The organism is Humibacter soli, from assembly GCF_054779035.1.
Genome location: NZ_BAAGYX010000001.1, coordinates 1,822,926 through 1,838,295, shown reverse-complemented (window position 1 = coordinate 1,838,295; position 15,370 = coordinate 1,822,926). Strand labels below are relative to the sequence as shown.

General features: G+C 67.7%; 16 protein-coding genes. 8 read left to right on the top strand and 8 right to left on the bottom strand.

Translation table 11 applies throughout. From position 1 onward, the window contains the following. The first annotated feature begins 90 nt into the window (after positions 1-90). Positions 91-1,182: a COG4280 domain-containing protein gene (locus ACYVDN_RS08575; protein WP_460570388.1), complete on the top strand. Its 1,092-nt coding sequence runs from the start codon at positions 91-93 to the stop codon at positions 1,180-1,182. 32 nt (positions 1,183-1,214) lie between these two features. On the opposite strand, the gene ACYVDN_RS08570 is transcribed toward ACYVDN_RS08575, so the two are convergent. From ACYVDN_RS08570 to ACYVDN_RS08555, 4 genes are all read right to left on the bottom strand, one after another. Further along, the gene (locus ACYVDN_RS08570; protein WP_460570386.1) at positions 1,215-1,796 is read right to left on the bottom strand and encodes a Chromate resistance protein ChrB; all 582 of its coding nucleotides are present in this window, start codon (positions 1,794-1,796) and stop codon (positions 1,215-1,217) included. Positions 1,797-1,864: 68 nt separating this feature from the next. After that, positions 1,865-1,996 carry a hypothetical protein gene (locus tag ACYVDN_RS08565; RefSeq protein ID WP_460570384.1) on the bottom strand — a complete coding sequence of 44 codons (132 nt, stop codon included), beginning with the start codon at positions 1,994-1,996 and terminating at the stop codon, positions 1,865-1,867. Between the two features lie 126 nt (positions 1,997-2,122). Next, positions 2,123-3,394 carry an arylsulfotransferase family protein gene (locus ACYVDN_RS08560; RefSeq protein ID WP_460570382.1) on the bottom strand — a complete coding sequence of 424 codons (1,272 nt, stop codon included), beginning with the start codon at positions 3,392-3,394 and terminating at the stop codon, positions 2,123-2,125. A gap of 70 nt (positions 3,395-3,464) precedes the next feature. After that, a complete protein-coding gene (locus ACYVDN_RS08555) occupies positions 3,465-5,138 on the bottom strand; it encodes a SulP family inorganic anion transporter (protein ID WP_460570380.1) in 1,674 nt (557 codons plus the stop codon). 174 nt (positions 5,139-5,312) lie between these two features. Between ACYVDN_RS08555 and ACYVDN_RS08550 the strand changes: the two genes are divergently transcribed. Together ACYVDN_RS08550 and ACYVDN_RS08545 are read left to right on the top strand one after the other, a co-directional pair. Then, complete coding sequence (locus tag ACYVDN_RS08550; protein ID WP_460570378.1) at positions 5,313-6,707, top strand: glutamate decarboxylase; 1,395 nt, start codon at positions 5,313-5,315, stop codon at positions 6,705-6,707. A gap of 128 nt (positions 6,708-6,835) precedes the next feature. Beyond that, the gene (locus ACYVDN_RS08545; protein ID WP_460570376.1) at positions 6,836-7,462 is read left to right on the top strand and encodes a hypothetical protein; all 627 of its coding nucleotides are present in this window, start codon (positions 6,836-6,838) and stop codon (positions 7,460-7,462) included. 5 nt (positions 7,463-7,467) lie between these two features. On the opposite strand, the gene ACYVDN_RS08540 is transcribed toward ACYVDN_RS08545, so the two are convergent. Beyond that, positions 7,468-8,751, bottom strand: a complete 1,284-nt coding sequence (locus tag ACYVDN_RS08540; protein WP_460570374.1) for a cytochrome P450 family protein — start codon at positions 8,749-8,751, stop codon at positions 7,468-7,470. A 110-nt stretch (positions 8,752-8,861) separates the two neighbouring features. Between ACYVDN_RS08540 and ACYVDN_RS08535 the strand changes: the two genes are divergently transcribed. Genes ACYVDN_RS08535 through ACYVDN_RS08515 form a run of 5 tightly spaced genes read left to right on the top strand, consistent with a single transcriptional unit; the run spans position 8,862 to position 13,208 of the window. Next, entirely contained in the window at positions 8,862-9,911 is a 1,050-nt protein-coding gene (locus ACYVDN_RS08535; protein ID WP_460570372.1) for a Gfo/Idh/MocA family protein, read from the top strand. Positions 9,912-9,950: 39 nt separating this feature from the next. Further along, a complete protein-coding gene (locus tag ACYVDN_RS08530; RefSeq protein WP_460570370.1) occupies positions 9,951-10,247 on the top strand; it encodes an antibiotic biosynthesis monooxygenase family protein in 297 nt (98 codons plus the stop codon). 4 nt (positions 10,248-10,251) lie between these two features. Continuing rightward, on the top strand, positions 10,252-11,313 hold the full coding sequence (locus ACYVDN_RS08525; protein WP_460570368.1) for a LacI family DNA-binding transcriptional regulator: 1,062 nt from the start codon (positions 10,252-10,254) through the stop codon (positions 11,311-11,313). A 30-nt stretch (positions 11,314-11,343) separates the two neighbouring features. Then, entirely contained in the window at positions 11,344-12,222 is an 879-nt protein-coding gene (locus ACYVDN_RS08520; RefSeq protein ID WP_460570366.1) for a TolB family protein, read from the top strand. Next, entirely contained in the window at positions 12,219-13,208 is a 990-nt protein-coding gene (locus tag ACYVDN_RS08515; protein ID WP_460570364.1) for an aldo/keto reductase, read from the top strand. Before ACYVDN_RS08520 ends, ACYVDN_RS08515 begins: the two co-directional genes overlap by 4 nt. 46 nt (positions 13,209-13,254) lie before the next feature. Here ACYVDN_RS08515 and ACYVDN_RS08510 read toward each other — a convergent pair whose 3' ends face one another. From ACYVDN_RS08510 to ACYVDN_RS08500, 3 genes are all read right to left on the bottom strand, one after another. Continuing rightward, on the bottom strand, positions 13,255-13,857 hold the full coding sequence (locus tag ACYVDN_RS08510) for a TetR/AcrR family transcriptional regulator (RefSeq protein ID WP_460570362.1): 603 nt from the start codon (positions 13,855-13,857) through the stop codon (positions 13,255-13,257). Beyond that, the gene (locus ACYVDN_RS08505; protein WP_460570360.1) at positions 13,857-14,600 is read right to left on the bottom strand and encodes a Rossmann-fold NAD(P)-binding domain-containing protein; all 744 of its coding nucleotides are present in this window, start codon (positions 14,598-14,600) and stop codon (positions 13,857-13,859) included. The genes ACYVDN_RS08510 and ACYVDN_RS08505 overlap by 1 nt, the downstream gene beginning before the upstream one ends. Before the next feature lie 92 nt (positions 14,601-14,692). Then, entirely contained in the window at positions 14,693-15,361 is a 669-nt protein-coding gene (locus ACYVDN_RS08500; RefSeq protein WP_460570358.1) for a sulfite exporter TauE/SafE family protein, read from the bottom strand. Between the last annotated feature and the right edge of the window lie 9 nt (positions 15,362-15,370).

The following is a 15,370-nucleotide window of genomic DNA, read 5'->3' as shown; positions in this document are numbered from 1 at the left end:
GCGTCGAACCACCCCGAACCGCCCTGGCTGGGCAGGTCGAATAACGACCGTTAGAATACTGAGATAACCAACCTGGAGGATTTTCGCTCGATGAACGCCGGTGCACTCTTCATAGCCACCTTCCTGGCCTGTCTGGTGGAGGCCGTCGAGGCCACGACCATCGTGCTCGCCGCAGGCACGGCCAGGAACTGGCGATCGGCGCTCTGGGGCGTCGCGGCCGGCGTCGGCGTACTCGTCGTCGCGGTGGCGATCGCGGGCCCGGCCGTCGAGCTGATCCCGATCCAGGCGCTGCGCGTGCTCGTCGGCGGCCTGCTGCTGGTGTTCGGTCTGCAATGGATCACCAAGGCCGTGCTGCGCGCATCCGGCCGCAAGGCGCTGCACGACGAGTCCGCCATCTTCGCCCGTGAGGTCGCCGCCGCGCAGGGCCACGGCGGATCGGCGGATGGCACAACGCCTGCCCGCCGCGGCCTGGTCACCGACTGGTACGGCTTCACCCTGTCGTTCAAGGGTGTGGTTCTCGAGGGGCTCGAGGTCGTCTTCATCGTGCTCACCTTCGGCGCGAACGCCGGGCAGGTCGGCCTCGCGTCGTTGGCCGCCGCCGCGGCGATCATCGTGGTGGTCATCCTCGGCCTGATCGTGCGTGGACCGCTGTCGCGCATCCCCGAGAACACCCTCAAGTTCATCGTCGGCATCATGCTCAGCGCGTTCGGTCTGTTCTGGGCTGCCGAAGGCGCTGGCACCGAGTGGCCGGGTTCCGACATCGCCCTTCTCGTGATCGCGCCCGCCATTGCGGTGTACGCCCTCGTGCTCGTCGCCATCCTGCGCAAGCCGAAGCCCGAGCCGCAGGAGCAGAAGCAGGTCGTCACCGTCGCCGCAGCCACGACCGCGACCGCCACCGGGGCCGGAAGCTCAGACGGTGGAGTTCAGTCGTCTCAGCCGGCTTCGGCGCCCGCCGAAGAGCCCGCCCGTCGGCGTGTGACGTTCGGCTCGGCGGCGCGCGCGTTCGGCAGGTTCTGGTACGACTTCCTGATCGGGGATGACTGGTTCGTCGCCACGGCAGTCGCGATCGGCATCGTGATCACCGCACTGCTCTCGCTGGTGGCGCCAGCGGTGTCGTGGATTGCGCTGTCGGCCGCGGTGCTGGTCATCCTGCCGTGGAGCATCAGGCGCGCCCAGCACTGACGGCGCGACCCGGGGCTCAGTGGCCCTCGGGCTCAGTGGCCCTCGGGCTCCTCGGCATAGACGCGGGCGGCGTAGTCCTCGAGCGCTCGCTCGCACCGTTCGAGCGCAGCCTGTGCGGCTGTGCGGCCGTCCGCACCGAAGTGATCGCGCTCGCAGACCTTGGCGAACCAGTTCGCGAGCTTGGTGTAGTCGACCTCGTTCTCTTCGAGCTCGGCGTAGCTGAAGTGTGACTTGTCGTACTCCTTCTGGATCTCTTCCAGGAACCCTTCGCAACGGTCGACGATCTCGTCGAACTCGTCGCTGCGGGCGGCTTGGAAGAGCGAGAGGATCGTCTCCTCGCCGGCGAGCACCGTGGTCTGCGTGAGCACCGCGGTGCCCGACATCTCGATGATGTCGTGACGCAGCTTGCGCAGCGCCCTCTCGGATGCCGGAGTGCGAGGGAACGCGGCGACGGAGTTCTGCAGATAGACGGCCCCCAGCGACTTCAGCCGCCGCCACGCCCCGGCACGCAGGCGGGTCGGCTCCGGCGGGATCTTGTAGATGAGCAGGAGCCACTCAGTGCCCTTCTCGGGCGGAGTTGCTGAGGCGATGGGCACCTGTGGGTCGGACGGCACGAGATCAGGCTATCCGCGGCGGCCTGCACAGTGCAGCCCCGGCGTGGGTGAGGTGGCGCGACCCACCCTCACGCAGTCGCGACGACCCGCGAGGTACCGAGCGTTGCTCCAGAGGCGTCGAGCGCGACGACCCGCACCTGGGCGGCGCCCGGGATCTGCGCCGTGGTCTCGAAGCCGTCCTTCTTCACTGTCGCGGCCACAGCCAGATCTTGCTCCGAGGCGCCGGCGAGCACCCGCCACGAGTCGACCTCCGTCGCGCCGTTCCAGCTCGCCGCGACCGTGAGCCGGCCGCCCTCTGCGGTGGCGACTGCGATGTCCGGATCGGCCTAAGGCGTTCCCGTCCAGTCGCTCTTCGCCACTCGGTAGCACGCCTTGCCGAGGCCCGTCGCCTCCCAAACGGCGCTGCCGTCGGCGGTGAACTCGGTGGCGAAGGGCTGCGTGCCCCAGCCGACCAGAACGTTTCCGTCGGTCGACGGCTCCATCGAGCCCATCGCGAAGCCGACGTGGTCCTTATAGGCGTACTGCTGTGCGACCGACGCTGTCTTGGCATCCTCGTCGACCGTCAGCAGCAGGCCGCGCGAGGTGCCGTTCGAGGTGTCGACGTGGTTGTCGAACATGCTGATCGTGGTCGCCGAGCGCCTGCGAGCGTGATGCTGCCAGGCGAACTTCGCGTCGGCATCCACAGCGAAGTCGCTCTTCTTGCCACCGAGACGCCAGCGGATGTCGCCCGATGCCCGATCGATCGAATAGACCGTGTGAGTGTGGCGCGCGGAGAGCAGCAGGGTGTCGGCCGTGTCGGCCGAGATCGCGTTGAAGTGGTACGGGTCGTAGGCGGCTCCGGCGGACGTTCCGTCGGAGCCGACCTTCTCGTAGCTCTCGTCGAGCGAGATGTGATCGCTCGCGCGCCAGTTCATGAGCAGCTCGTCGGTCTCGACGTCGATCTCCTGCACGTGGCAGTCGAAGATCCAGCCATCCTTCGGTCCGCCGAGAGAGCTGAGGTCCGCCTGACGCGGGGGATACGAGGTGATCAGTGCGGTGCCGGCGTCGGTCAGCTCGAACTCGTGAAGATCGGACTGCAGCCCCGCCCTCGCGAAGACGTGGCCGACCGGTCGGTACGCCGTGTCGAGGATGACGCCGTGCCCCTGCCCGTTGCCGCCGAGCGACCGGCCCGACCAGAAGGTGAGCACGGGCTCGCCGCGGTACTGCTGAACGCGGAAGTCCGTGCCCGCGGTGCCGCTCGGGTCGGTCCAGATCAGCGTGCCGTCGGCGTCGTAGATCGCGGGGTAGAACTGATCGGTCTGCGGCGTCGCGAACAGGTATCCGGGGGAGACCGCCGCTCCGCTCTTCTGCCAGACATCGAGCTTCGGCGCGGTGACCATCGTGCTGGAGAACCGCTGAAGGGTGTAGGTCGGCGTGGCGCTGGCGGTGGATGTCGGGGTAGGAGTCGCACCGGCCGCGCGGGTGGCTGCCCTCGCGGCACCGACGCCGCCGAGTGCTCCGGCGATGCCGACCGCGAGACCCCCTCCCGCGAAGAGCAGATCGCGTCGGCGCACCCCACGGGTGCTCGGTTCTTGGTCGTCGGGGTGAAGAGGAGGCATGATCGGGCCACGGTATGACCTGTGAATATGCACAGGCTATGGATCTGCCCATAGTGACGGATGTCCGCAGTCACGCCTTCGTCGTGCCGAGCTCCCGCCGGGCATCCGCATAGGCAGTGCGCAGCGTCTCGCCGACCCACTCCGTGCCGCGGTAGAGGTTCTGTTCGCCGATCTCGGCTGCCAGCCCGCTCGTGATGAGCTGGTCGCAGACGCGCTTCTCGCTCACCACGAGCTTGAGGGTCGAGTCGGCGTCGACGAGGGAACGGTGCAGCCGCCGCAGCACCTCGATGAGCGCGAGCCCGATCTCGTCGGTGCCACGTAGCCGCACGATGACGACGCACGGTCCTGAGGCCGCGGTCACCGCCGGCAGCTGCTGCTCGAGAATCGGTGCGCTCGCGAAGAAAAGGCTGCCGTACGGCTGCAGCACCAACACCTCGCCGGAGTCGACCGTGCTCGGGGGATCCGTCTCGCGCAGACGTCCCTCACCGGAGACCTCGACCCGCCGAACCCTGACCCTGTTCGACTGCTGCGCCACGTAGAGCACGATGCCGAGGCCGACTCCGACGAGCACGGCGAACTGCAGAGGGATGATCAAGGTCAGCACGAACGTGACAGCCATGATCGTGGTCTGCAACGGTCCGCTCTTGATGACCGAGAACACCCGGCTGGGCTTGATCGTCGTGATGCCGACGACGATCAGCAGGCCGGCGAGGGCGGGCATCGCGACGTATCCGACGGCAGACGAGGCGAGCAGGATGACGATCGCCATGACGACGCTCGCGTAGATCAGCGACATGCGGGTCTTCGCACCGGCCGCGGTGAGCAGACCGGAGGCCGACATCGAGCCGCCTACGGGCATCCCTCTGAACAGGCCGGAGACGAGGTTGCCGGCGCCCTGGCCGATGAAATCGCGGGAGGCATCCGCCGGGCGCCCGTCGGGAGAGGGGATGCCAGCTGAGACGCCTGCGCCCTGAACGAGTCCGACGAAGGCGAGCGACACGGCGGGCAGTGCGAGGAAGGGCACGTCGCCGATGTCGGGCAGCACCGGCGCGGGCAGACCGTTCGGCACGGAGACGATGTCGTCGAGCACCGAGACCTGGCTGCCGACCCAGAGGTTGAGCAAGGCTGCCGCGACGGAGCCGAGCACCACGGCGATCACCAACCCGAAGCTGCCGACTCTCGTCGGCATGAACAACACGATGGTGAGGATCGTCACCGCTCCGACGATGACCGCCGGGAGGCTCCATTCACCGATGTGCAGCAGCAGGTCGATCGTCTTGACGACGCGGTTCGCGCCCTTCGCCTGATAGCCCGTCAGGTTGCCGAGCTGCCCGAGCACGATGTTCACGCCGACCGCCGTGATGAACCCCGTCATGACGGCCGTCGGCACGAATCGGATCAGCTTGCCCGCCTGCAGCAGGCCGGCGGCGATCATGACGATCCCGGTCATGATGGCGAGCGTGTAGAGCGCTCGGTCGGGGTCCTGCCGGGTCTCGAGCCCCGCGTCGGAGACGATCAGCGACATCGCGCCTGTTGCCTGCACCGCCATGAAGGAGCTGCCGGTGAACAGCGCGGCGCCCGCCATGCCGAAGAGGTAGCCGTACAGTCCGGCCAGCGGATTCACCCCGGCGAGCACACCGGACGCCAAGCCGTCCGGAACGCTCTCGATGCCGAGCACGAGTCCAGCGACGGCGTCCCGCAGCATCGTCCTCGGGGAGAACCAGCGTTTCAGGTCGATTCGCACCTGTTCAGGCTATGGGCCGCGCTGCACATCGCCTTCCCCGCAGATCACCCCTTTTGCGGGATGTCTGCCTGCCGTTGCGACGAGTTAAGTCGATCTCGTGTCATCGCCGACACGGTCATTGGCGTGCTCACCATTCGACAGTCCGCCGCGGCAGACAGAGTGAGGAAACAGAACATGTTGCACAACCGGGAATCAATCAGGGACGAGCTGTTCGACGAGGTCTTCGCCTCGAGCGACCTCTCCATCGCGATGCCGAAGTACCGCATGCCCGAAAAGGAGCACCTCGCGCAGCATGCCTATCAGGTCGTCTCCGACGAGCTGATGCTCGACGGCAACTCGCGTCAGAACCTCGCCACCTTCTGCCAGACCTGGCTCGAGCCCGAGGTGCGAGCGCTCATGTCGGAGACGCTCGACAAGAACATGATCGACAAGGACGAGTACCCGCAGACCGCGGCGATCGAGGAGCGCTGCGTGCACATCCTCGCCGACCTGTGGAATGCGCCCGACGCGGTGAACACGATCGGAACGTCCACCACCGGCTCGAGCGAGGCGGCGATGCTCGGCGGAATGGCGCTGTTGTGGAAGTGGCGAGCCGCTCGCCGCGCGGCGGGTAAGTCGATCGAGAAGCCGAATCTCGTGACGGGACCGGTGCAGATCTGCTGGCACAAGTTCACCCGGTACTGGGGCGTCGAGCACCGGGAGATCCCGATGGAGCGCGACCGGCTGCTGATGTCGCCGGAAGAGGTGCTGAAGTACGTCGACGAGAACACCATCGGGGTGGTCCCGACCCTCGGCTCGACCTACACGGGCGGCTTCGAGCCGGTGCAGGAGGTGAGCGCGGCGCTCGATACGCTGCAGGCGCAGACCGGACTCGACATCCCGATCCACGTCGACGGTGCCAGCGGCGGTTTCCTCGCGCCGTTCACCGCCCCGGAGCTCGTCTGGGATTTCCGACTGCCACGGGTCAAGTCGATCAATGCGTCGGGTCACAAGTTCGGCCTCGCACCCCTCGGCGTCGGCTGGATCGTCTGGAGGGACGCCTCAGACTTGCCGGAGGAGCTCATCTTCAACGTGAACTACCTCGGCGGCAACATGCCGACGCTCGCCCTGAACTTCTCCCGCCCAGGCGGCCAGGTCATCGTGCAGTACTACAACTTCTTGCGCCTGGGTCGCGAGGGTTATCGCAAGGTGCATACCTCGTGCTACGACACGGCGCTGTACCTCGCCGACGAGATCGGCAAGCTCGGGCACTTCGAGATCATCAACGACGGCAGCCCGGAGAACGGCATCCCCGCGGTGTCGTGGAAGCTCAAGGAGGGTGTCGAGCATCCCTTCACGCTTTTCGACCTCGCCGACCGGCTGCGGACTCGAGGCTGGCAGGTGCCCGCATACACGCTGCCTGCGCACTGCGACGACCTCCCCGTGCAGCGCATCCTCGTTCGTGCGGGGTTCAGCAGGGACGACGCGTCGCTCTTGATGGATGACTACCGTGGGGCGATCGCGCACTTCGACCGGCACCCCATCACCGTCGCGATGACCGAGGACGAGGTCGGCTCCTTCCACCACTGATCGACAACGGATCGACCCGCCGTCCGTCGCCGGGCGGCGGGTCGATCCGTCTGTTTCCACGACCCCGAGGCGGCACAATGTCACGCTATGCTCGGCGGGTGCGGGCGCCCCGAACTCGAGACACGAGAATGCGACGCGAGTCATGGGGCTTCGCGATCGGATCGGCGTTCTTCGCCGTCGGCTCCGTTCCCTGGTACGCGAGCGCGGTCGGTGTGGTCTGGGATTCCGCGACGTTCTTCATCGGCTCGATCTTCTTCACCCTGGCGGCACTCATCCAGCTCGCGCTGAGCGGCAGACGCCCGCCGAAGCGGTCGTCGTCACCCGCCGACTTCGCGGATTGGTGGTCTGCGGCCATCCAATTCGCCGGCACCCTGCTCTTCAACGTGAGCACCGGATCGGTGCTCATCGGTGCCATCAGCAGCACCTCCACACCATCGACCGGATGGACCCCTGACGCCTGGGGTTCCGCCGCCTTCCTCATCTCCAGCGCCGTCGCACTCGTCGCCGCGTATCGTCGACACGAGCTGTGGGATCACGATGCCCGCACCGTGCACGGCACCTGGCTCAACATGGCAGGGTCGATCGCGTTCGGGTTCTCCGCGGTCGGCGCCTACGTCATCCCTGCGACGAACCAGCTCTTCGACCTGCGATGGGTGAACGCAGGAACGTTCATCGGCGCCGTGTGCTTCTTCCTCGCCGCGGTGCTCGCCAGGCGCTCCCTCAAGTTCGAGGAGAGCGCCTCGCAGACCGCGTAGCGCTGTCAGCGCGCCCTTCGGCGGGAGTTGTTGCGAACGGGGAGCGTCTCGACGGTATGGACGGCCTCGCTGAACCCGAAGACCGGCTCGCCGAGCTCGACGTCGGGAAGGCGGTGCAGAATCTCGCCGATCAGCGCTCGCAACTGGGTGCGCGCGAGAGCGGCGCCGAGGCAGTAGTGCACGCCTCCGCCGCCGAAGGCGACGTGCCGGTTGGGGCGCCTGGTCAGGTCGAGGTCATGAGGCGAGGTGAAGAGGGACTCGTCGCGGTTGCCCGAGCAGTAGAACAGCGCGACCTTGTCACCGGCGGCGACGGTCTGGCCGCCGAGCTCCGTGTCCTCCGTAGCGGTTCGCGCGAAGCTCAGAATCGGGGAGGCGTATCGGATGAACTCGTCGAAGGCGACGTCGAAGCGCCCCTCGAAGTCCGCCTGCAGCCAGGCACGCTGTTCCGGGAAATGCTGCAGCGCGAGGAAAGCGAGGGTGGTGGTCTGGGTCATCGTGTCGTCGCCCGCTGCGATGAGCAGGAGCATGGTGGAGAAGATCTCATCTTCCGTCATCGGACGACCGTCGACCTCCCCATGCACGAGGGCCGTGATGAGGTCGTCGGCCGGTTCGCGCCGCCTATCCCGGCAGAGCATGGCGCAAAGCTCGCGCAGATACTCGCCTCTGTTGCCGATGAACTCGGATGCAGGCTGCCCTGAGGTGTCCGAAGGGATGCGCGTTCGCACGTACTCGCCTGCAAGCCGCACGAAGCGTTCGTGCTCAGCATCCGGCACGCCGATCAGGTCGGCGATGGTTCTCAGCGGCAACGGAGTCGCGACCGCCTCGATGAAGTCGAACTCTTCGTGCAGCGCGGCGCGGCCGACGATCTGAGCCGCACGACGCTTCACGTCGTGGTCGAGACGGGCGATCGCCCGTGGCGTGAAGGCGCTGCCGATCAGACGTCGGTACTCGGCATGGCGGGGAGGGTCGGTGACGAGCATGTTGTCCGAGAGCCGGAAGGGTGCAGGGCGCACGCCGACCTGACCGATCTCGGAGCTGAACAGGTGGGCGTGCCTGCTGACCTGGGAGATGGTCTCGGCGGTCGTCACAGCCCAGAACCCCGCCTCGCGATAGCGCTTGGGCAGGCCTGGCGTGGCGAGCGGCGGGTGCCAGCTCACTGGCGCGTATCGGCGCAACTGCGCGAACGAGTCGTCGCGGGAGCGGAAGTCGCGTTGCCAGAACGCGATCGACGAGACATCGACGTCGGTGGTCTGGCGATGTGGGGTCCGGAAATAAGACGTGAGCGTCATGAGGCTTCGGCACCTTCGCGGAGTTGGCACGTGCTAACTGGGCTTCATGCTAGCCTGCCGATTGGCACGAGCCAAGGGCTCTGTCCAAACCTGAAGAGAGAGGTTCACCGATGACCGCAGCACTTCCCTCGCCCCGCGTGATCGCGTTCGACTCGGGACCCGCCCTGCGCTGGGGGATCATCGGCACCGGCATCGCGCAGCAATTCGTCTCCGCGATGCACGCCCACACTCATCAGCGGGCCGTCGCCGTCGCTGCGCGTGACCCGCAGAAGACGAGGGCGTTCGCCGCGGAGCACGGCATCGAGGTCGTCCACGACGACACCTCAGCCCTCGTGACCGACCCGAACGTCGACGCCGTCTACATCTCGACGCCGCACCCGAATCACCATGCTCTGACGCTCGAGGCGATCGCGGCGGGCAAGCATGTGCTGGTCGAAAAGCCGATCGCGATGTCGGCGGCCGAGGCTCGTGAGATGGTCGACGCCGGCCGTCGTGCCGGTGTGCTCGTGATGGAAGCCATGTGGACGCGGTATCTTCCGCAGTCCGACATCATCCGGCAGGTGCTCGCCGACGGGATTCTCGGCCGGGTGAACATCGTCGACGCGAACTTCGGCTTCGTGGCCCCCTATGCCGACAACAGCCGCATGTGGAACAAGGAGCTCGGCGGCGGCGCCCTGCTGGACGCCGGTGTGTACCCGATCTCGTTCGCCTCCTCGGTTCTCGGCACTCCGACCTCGATCACAGCGACGGGCACGATGACTTCGACAGGCGTCGACGCGACGGCCGGTCTGCTGCTCGGCCACTCCGACGGTTCGATCGCCCTGCTCGCGACGTCCATGGTGAGCTCCGTGCCGACCACCGCGACCATCATGGGCTCCGAGGGCAGGATCGACGTGATCAGCCCCTTCTTCGGCCCGACCGGCCTTTCGCTGCGCATGGGCACCCTCGGAACGGGCGAGTCCGAGACCTGGCTGGACGAGCGGTTCGAAAGCCTGCACGAGGGGATGTCGCACGAGATCGTCGCCTTCGCGTCCTACGTCGAGGAGGGACGCGTCGAATCGCCCATCCACCCGCACGACGAGGTCGTCGGGGTGATGGCCACGATCGACGAGGCGCGCCGTCAGGTCGCCGAACTGGGCCACCCGTATCCGACCGCCTGACCGCCGGCACCGAACACGATCGCCAAGCAGGGAGCAGCCATGTCCATCCAGCACACCGTCGCCTTCAGACTCGTCCATGCGCCGGGCTCAGCAGAGGAGACCGAGTTCCTCGACAACGCAACGCGCATCCTGACCGGCATCCCCGGCGTAGAGGACTTCGCCGTCGACCGTCAGATCAGCGCGAAGAGCGACCTCGCGTGGCGCTTCTCGATGCGCTTCGCCGACCAGGCGACCTACGAGGGCTACAACACGCATCCCGATCACGTGGGCTTCGTCGAGACGCGCTGGGTGCCTGAGGTGGCGGCTTTCCAGGAGCTCGACTTCGTGGCGCGATGACCTCATGACCTCAGCTGCCGGCGTCGCGAAGGCGCGCGAAACCGAGGCGGACGTCGAGCAGCGGCTGCCGACGATGAGCGACGTCGCGGCATTGGCAGGCGTGTCACGACAGCTGGCCTCGCTTGCGCTGCGCGGAGAGCCCGGGCCGAGCGAGGAGTCGAGGCGCCGGGTACTCGACGCCGCCGCTGCGCTGGAGTACCGGCCGAACGCCTCGGCACGGCTGCTGAGACAGCAGCGCACCCGGCTGATCGGCGCAATGTTCTCCACCAGCAACGCCTTCGAGGTGAGGGTCGTCGAGCTGCTGTTCGATCGGGCGGCGGCACAGGGCTTCGGCGTCGTGCTCGCACCCGTCACCGCGACCCGATCGACGGAGACGGCGGTGACTCAGCTCCTCGAGCAACGGGTCGAGGCGCTCGCCTGTTACAACCCCGACCCGTCATCCCCGGCGTTCCAGCGCGCCCTCGATGTGCTCCCCGTCGTCTGGATGGGCGAGCGGTCGAGCGACCTGAGGGCGGATGTCGTGCGCACCGACGACACCGCAGGGCTCCGGGTCGTCGTCGAGCACCTCGTGGGCCTCGGCCACCGGCGCATCGCGTACGCCGGGGGACTGAGCGCCACCGTCGGGCCCGACCGGGCGCAGGCCTACCGCGAGGCGATGACTGCTGCAGGCCTCGCCGAGCACATCGACGTCGTGCCCGTCGGGTTCGACGAAGAGGACGGCGCAGACGCGGCCAGACTGCTGCTCGGCCGCGACGTGCTGCCGACAGCGGTGGCGTGCTGCAGCGATCACTGCGCGGCGGGACTCTTCGCCACGCTGATGCGCGCGGGTGTCGCTGTGCCCGACGAGGTCTCCGTCGTCGGGTACGACGACAGCAATGTTGCGGGGCTCTCGTACCTGCAGCTCACGACGGTGCATCAGGATGTCGAGCTCACCGTCGCGGCCGCGGTCGACGCCATCGTGCGTCGCCTCGACGACGCCTCGGTCGCACCACGCGAGCTCGCCACCCCTGCGCCCCTGATCATCCGTTCAACGACAGGGCCGGCGCGCACCGACGGCGCGCTCTGAGCCCGAGACCCACGACCCCGAGGAGGACCTATGACGTTCCGCGAACACGCTCCCGGACGCTTCACGCGCATCCACATCCACGACGCCGCGACCGGCGATGACGTCGTCGTGCACGAAAGCCACGACATCCTGTTCGAGGCGCCGAACTGGTCGCTCGACGGCTCCACCCTGCTGATCAACGGGGCCGGCGGCCTGTGGGCGCTTCCTGCTCAGGCCGGCGCCGTCCCGACGCGCATCGAGTTCGACGGGCTGCCCGACATCAACAACGACCACGTGCTCGACCCCGACGGTGAGTCGATCTACCTCTCGGCGATGGACCAGCACATCTACCGCGGCGCGGTGACAGGCGGTCAGGTGGCGCGGGTCACGTCGGATGACGGTCACTGGCACTTTCTGCACGGCGTCTCACCCGACGGCGAACGGCTCGCCTACACCCGCATCAGTACCTTCGACCTGCCTGGCCTGCTGGCGGTGATCCCGGCATCGGGCGGAGACACCTCGGTCGTCGACACCGGAAGCGGACATATCGACGGTCCAGAGTGGTCGCCGGACGGCGCGTGGATCTACCTCAACACCGAACGATGGGCGAGCGAGCCTGGTCACGCACAGCTCGCGCGCGTTCCCGACGGCGGCGGCGAGGTCGAGCGGCTGGTGGAGAGCGAGACCGTCGACTGGTTCCCGCATCTGACGGCAGACGGACGTCTCGCGACGTACCTCGAGTTCCCTCTCGGCACGCTCGGGCATCCGGCAGACAAGGAGGTCGCGATCGTCGTCGTCGACACCGCCGACTGGCGCTCGCCCCTCGAGCGCATCCGCATTCCCGGCGGCCAGGGCACCATCAACGTGAACAGCTGGTCGCCCGACTCGCATCGCTTCGCTTACGTCTCATACCCGGCGGTGGAGTCGTGAGCGGCGCAACGAGGCACGTGCCGACGCCGTCCTCGTCCGACTGGCTCCGTGCGCTCGGACGGACCGGTCTGCAGGTCTCCGCGGTGATCGCCGGAGGCGGACCCATCGGGGGACAGCCCGAGCTGTTCGGCTACGACGTTCCGGAACGTCAGGGCATCGACCTCGTGCGCGAGATCCTCGCCAGCCCCATTCGTGTCATCGACACCTCCAACGGTTACTCGGCAGGCAAGAGCGAACAGCGCATCGGCGACGCGCTCCGAGAACTCGGCGGACTGCCGCCGGATCACCTCATCGTGACGAAGACGGACGCCAAGGGAGACGACTACTCGGGCGCCCGCGTGCGCGATTCGATCCGCGAGAGCCAGGACCGTCTCGGCATCGAGACGTTCCCGCTCGTGCACCTGCACGACCCGGAATTCCATCTGGACTCCGGGTTCGAGCTGCCGGGCGGCGCGATCGAGGCGCTGCTCTCCCTTCGCGACGAGGGGGTGATCGGCCACATCGGCGTCGCGGGCGGTCAGATCGCGGCGATGCACAGGATGCTCGACACGGGCGCCTTCGAGGTCGTGCTCACCCACTCGCGGCTCACGCTGCTGGACCGATCTGCGGATGAGCTGGTGGAAAGGGCATCCGAGGAGGGGCTCGGTGTTCTGAACGCCGCGGTGCTCGGGGGAGGGCTGCTCGCCTCGCGCACGGCGATGCCCTACTACGGGTATCGCCCGCCCGCCCAGCAAGTGCTCGACGCGGCCGCGGCTCTTCACGACCTGGCCGACGAGCACGGAATCCGCCTCGCCGACGCCGCCGTGCAGCACTCGCTGCGCGACCCACGGGTCACCGCAGTCGTTGTCGGCTTCTCCAAGCCGGAGCGCATCCCCACGATGCTCGACGGCCTAGGGGTCACGATCCCGCAAGCGTTCTGGGACCGCGCGGCAGAGCTGCTGCCACCGTCGAGGTTCTGGCTCGATCCGCCCGCCTCCGCTGGTTGAGGAGCACCGCGTGGCGGCGCGTCTCGATACCAGGTGAGACGAACTTCTAGGAGCCCGGGGTGAGGATGCCGTCGAGCAGGTTGTCGAGCAGCGCGGCGATAAACGCGTCGGTGATCGGCTCGTCAGGGATGAGCAGTCGGTGGTACACCGCGCCCCAGAGCTGGTCGACAACGACCTGCGGATCGACGTCGGCACGCAGCTGACCGCTCTCCTGGGCGTTCCGCATGCGCTCGACGGCCAGCCGCCGTCGCTCTGAGGAGTACAACGCGCGGTAGGCGACGGCGAGCTCGGGGTCGGTCTGCGAGGCCCCGATCAGCTCGGCGAGCAGCCGGCCGGCCGGGGTCTCGCCGACCAGCCGACCGAACGCGTGCAGCTGAGAGGTGAGGTCGGCACGGATGTCGCCCGTGTCCGGGAACGCGAGCGTGGGCTCGACCGCGTGGAAGTATCCGTCGAGCGCCAGCGCTCCCCTCGACGGCCACCACTTGTAGATCGTCGTCTTGCTGACGCCGGAGAGCCGGGCGACCCGTTCGATCGTGAAGTCGGTCAGTCCCTCCTGCAGGAGCAGCTCGCCGACCGCGCGAAGCACGTCGGCGCGCACCTCGTCGGCCGGACGACGGCCGCGGCCGCGGCGCGGCGGGGCATCCGTCATCAGGCGAGGCCGCCGTTGGTGAAGACCACCTGACCATTGACCCAACGACCGGGGCCCGCAAGGAATGCGACGGTCTCGGCGATGTCCTCCGGCTGGCCGAGGCGCTCGAGCGGGACCGCCATGGCGAGGCCGGCGATCGCCGCCTCGTCCTTGCCGTCGAGGAAGAGCGGCGTGGCTGTCGGGCCGGGGGCGACGGCGTTCACGGTGATGTCCTTGCCGCGCAGCTCCCGCGCGAGGATCAGGGTGATGCCCTCGACGGCCGCCTTGCTGGCCACGTACGCGCCGTAGTTCGGGAACGAGGTGCGGGTCACCGAGGTGGAGAAGTTGATGATGGCTCCGCCGGAACGAACGCGGTTGGCCGCGAGCTGGTCGACGACGAACGTGCCGCGGATGTTCGTGCGGTGCATCCGGTCGAGGTCGTCGAGGTTCAGCGTCGCGATCGGCGACAGGAGCATGATGCCAGCGGTGTTCACCACGACGTCGACACCGCCGAACGCTGTCTCGACCGCGTCGAAGGCGGCAGCCATGGCGTTCTCGTCGGCGACGTCGCCGCCTACCGCAATGGCCTTGCCGCCGGCCGCCGTGATGTCTGCGACGATGGCATCGGCCTTTGCCTGATTGCCCGCATAGTGCACGGCGACGGCGAAGCCGTCTGCGACGAGCTTGTCCACGACCGCTTTGCCGATGCCGCCTGATCCGCCGGTCACCAGTGCGACGCGGTCGGTGCTGGAGGTGCTGTTCATGGTGTGGATGTCCTTTCCTATCGCCCCTCGCTAATGGACGATCCGTACATATAATCACATAATGAACGCCGCGTCCATTTAATTCCCGGATGCTAGAACCGCGCGAACCCCGAGATCACGATCAGCACAGCGATCAGCGCGAGGATCGCGCTGGTGACGGCGGAGGCGTTCCGAGCGAGCCACGCCTGCGCCGCACGCAGACGCGGCTCCATCCGGTGCGGGGCGGCGAGGGTCATGATGATCGGTATCGCGACCGTCGACGCGGAGATCACCGTGTAGATCAGGATGACGATCGCCGACAGTCCGATCGACAGATTCTCGGCACGCACAGCGAGCCCGGCAGCGACAGCCAGCAGAAGCGCCTTCGGACGCACGTTCAAGAGCAGCGCGATGCTGAACGCCGACCACGGTCCGAGCGCGTCGATGCGGTTCAGCCACTTCGGCATCGCGTCGCTCGGGTTCCGTCGTGATCGCACCCACGCGACCACAGCCACGACGAGGAGCGCGAGCCCGATCACGATCTCCGCCACGCCGATGACGGTGTCCGGGCGTCGCGTCGATCGCGGCGTCGGGATCCCCTGCGCCAAGATCGTGCAGAGGGTCACCACGGCGGCGAGGCCCAGAACCCATCCGACCAGGAACGGCATGGCGGATCGAGACCTGGCGGGGGAGAGCAGGAGCACGATCGTCGCCATGATCGGCACCGAGCTGATCGCGGCGGCGACCGCGATGGGAAGGATGTGGAGTATGGCGAGCCCCATGCGGCCCCC

Bases quoted from the DNA above. Each gene is read 5' to 3' on its own strand.
- ACYVDN_RS08505 (WP_460570360.1), bottom strand. From the start codon at position 14,600: ATGAACAGCACCTCCAGCACCGACCGCGTCGCACTGGTGACCGGCGGA.
- ACYVDN_RS08520 (WP_460570366.1), top strand. From the start codon at position 11,344: ATGACGTTCCGCGAACACGCTCCCGGACGCTTCACGCGCATCCACATC.
- ACYVDN_RS08560 (WP_460570382.1), bottom strand. From the start codon at position 3,394: ATGCCTCCTCTTCACCCCGACGACCAAGAACCGAGCACCCGTGGGGTG.
- ACYVDN_RS08545 (WP_460570376.1), top strand. From the start codon at position 6,836: ATGCGACGCGAGTCATGGGGCTTCGCGATCGGATCGGCGTTCTTCGCC.
- ACYVDN_RS08575 (WP_460570388.1), top strand. From the start codon at position 91: ATGAACGCCGGTGCACTCTTCATAGCCACCTTCCTGGCCTGTCTGGTG.
- ACYVDN_RS08525 (WP_460570368.1), top strand. From the start codon at position 10,252: ATGACCTCAGCTGCCGGCGTCGCGAAGGCGCGCGAAACCGAGGCGGAC.
- ACYVDN_RS08540 (WP_460570374.1), bottom strand. From the start codon at position 8,751: ATGACGCTCACGTCTTATTTCCGGACCCCACATCGCCAGACCACCGAC.
- ACYVDN_RS08530 (WP_460570370.1), top strand. From the start codon at position 9,951: ATGTCCATCCAGCACACCGTCGCCTTCAGACTCGTCCATGCGCCGGGC.
- ACYVDN_RS08550 (WP_460570378.1), top strand. From the start codon at position 5,313: ATGTTGCACAACCGGGAATCAATCAGGGACGAGCTGTTCGACGAGGTC.
- ACYVDN_RS08510 (WP_460570362.1), bottom strand. From the start codon at position 13,857: ATGACGGATGCCCCGCCGCGCCGCGGCCGCGGCCGTCGTCCGGCCGAC.
- ACYVDN_RS08500 (WP_460570358.1), bottom strand. From the start codon at position 15,361: ATGGGGCTCGCCATACTCCACATCCTTCCCATCGCGGTCGCCGCCGCG.
- ACYVDN_RS08535 (WP_460570372.1), top strand. From the start codon at position 8,862: ATGACCGCAGCACTTCCCTCGCCCCGCGTGATCGCGTTCGACTCGGGA.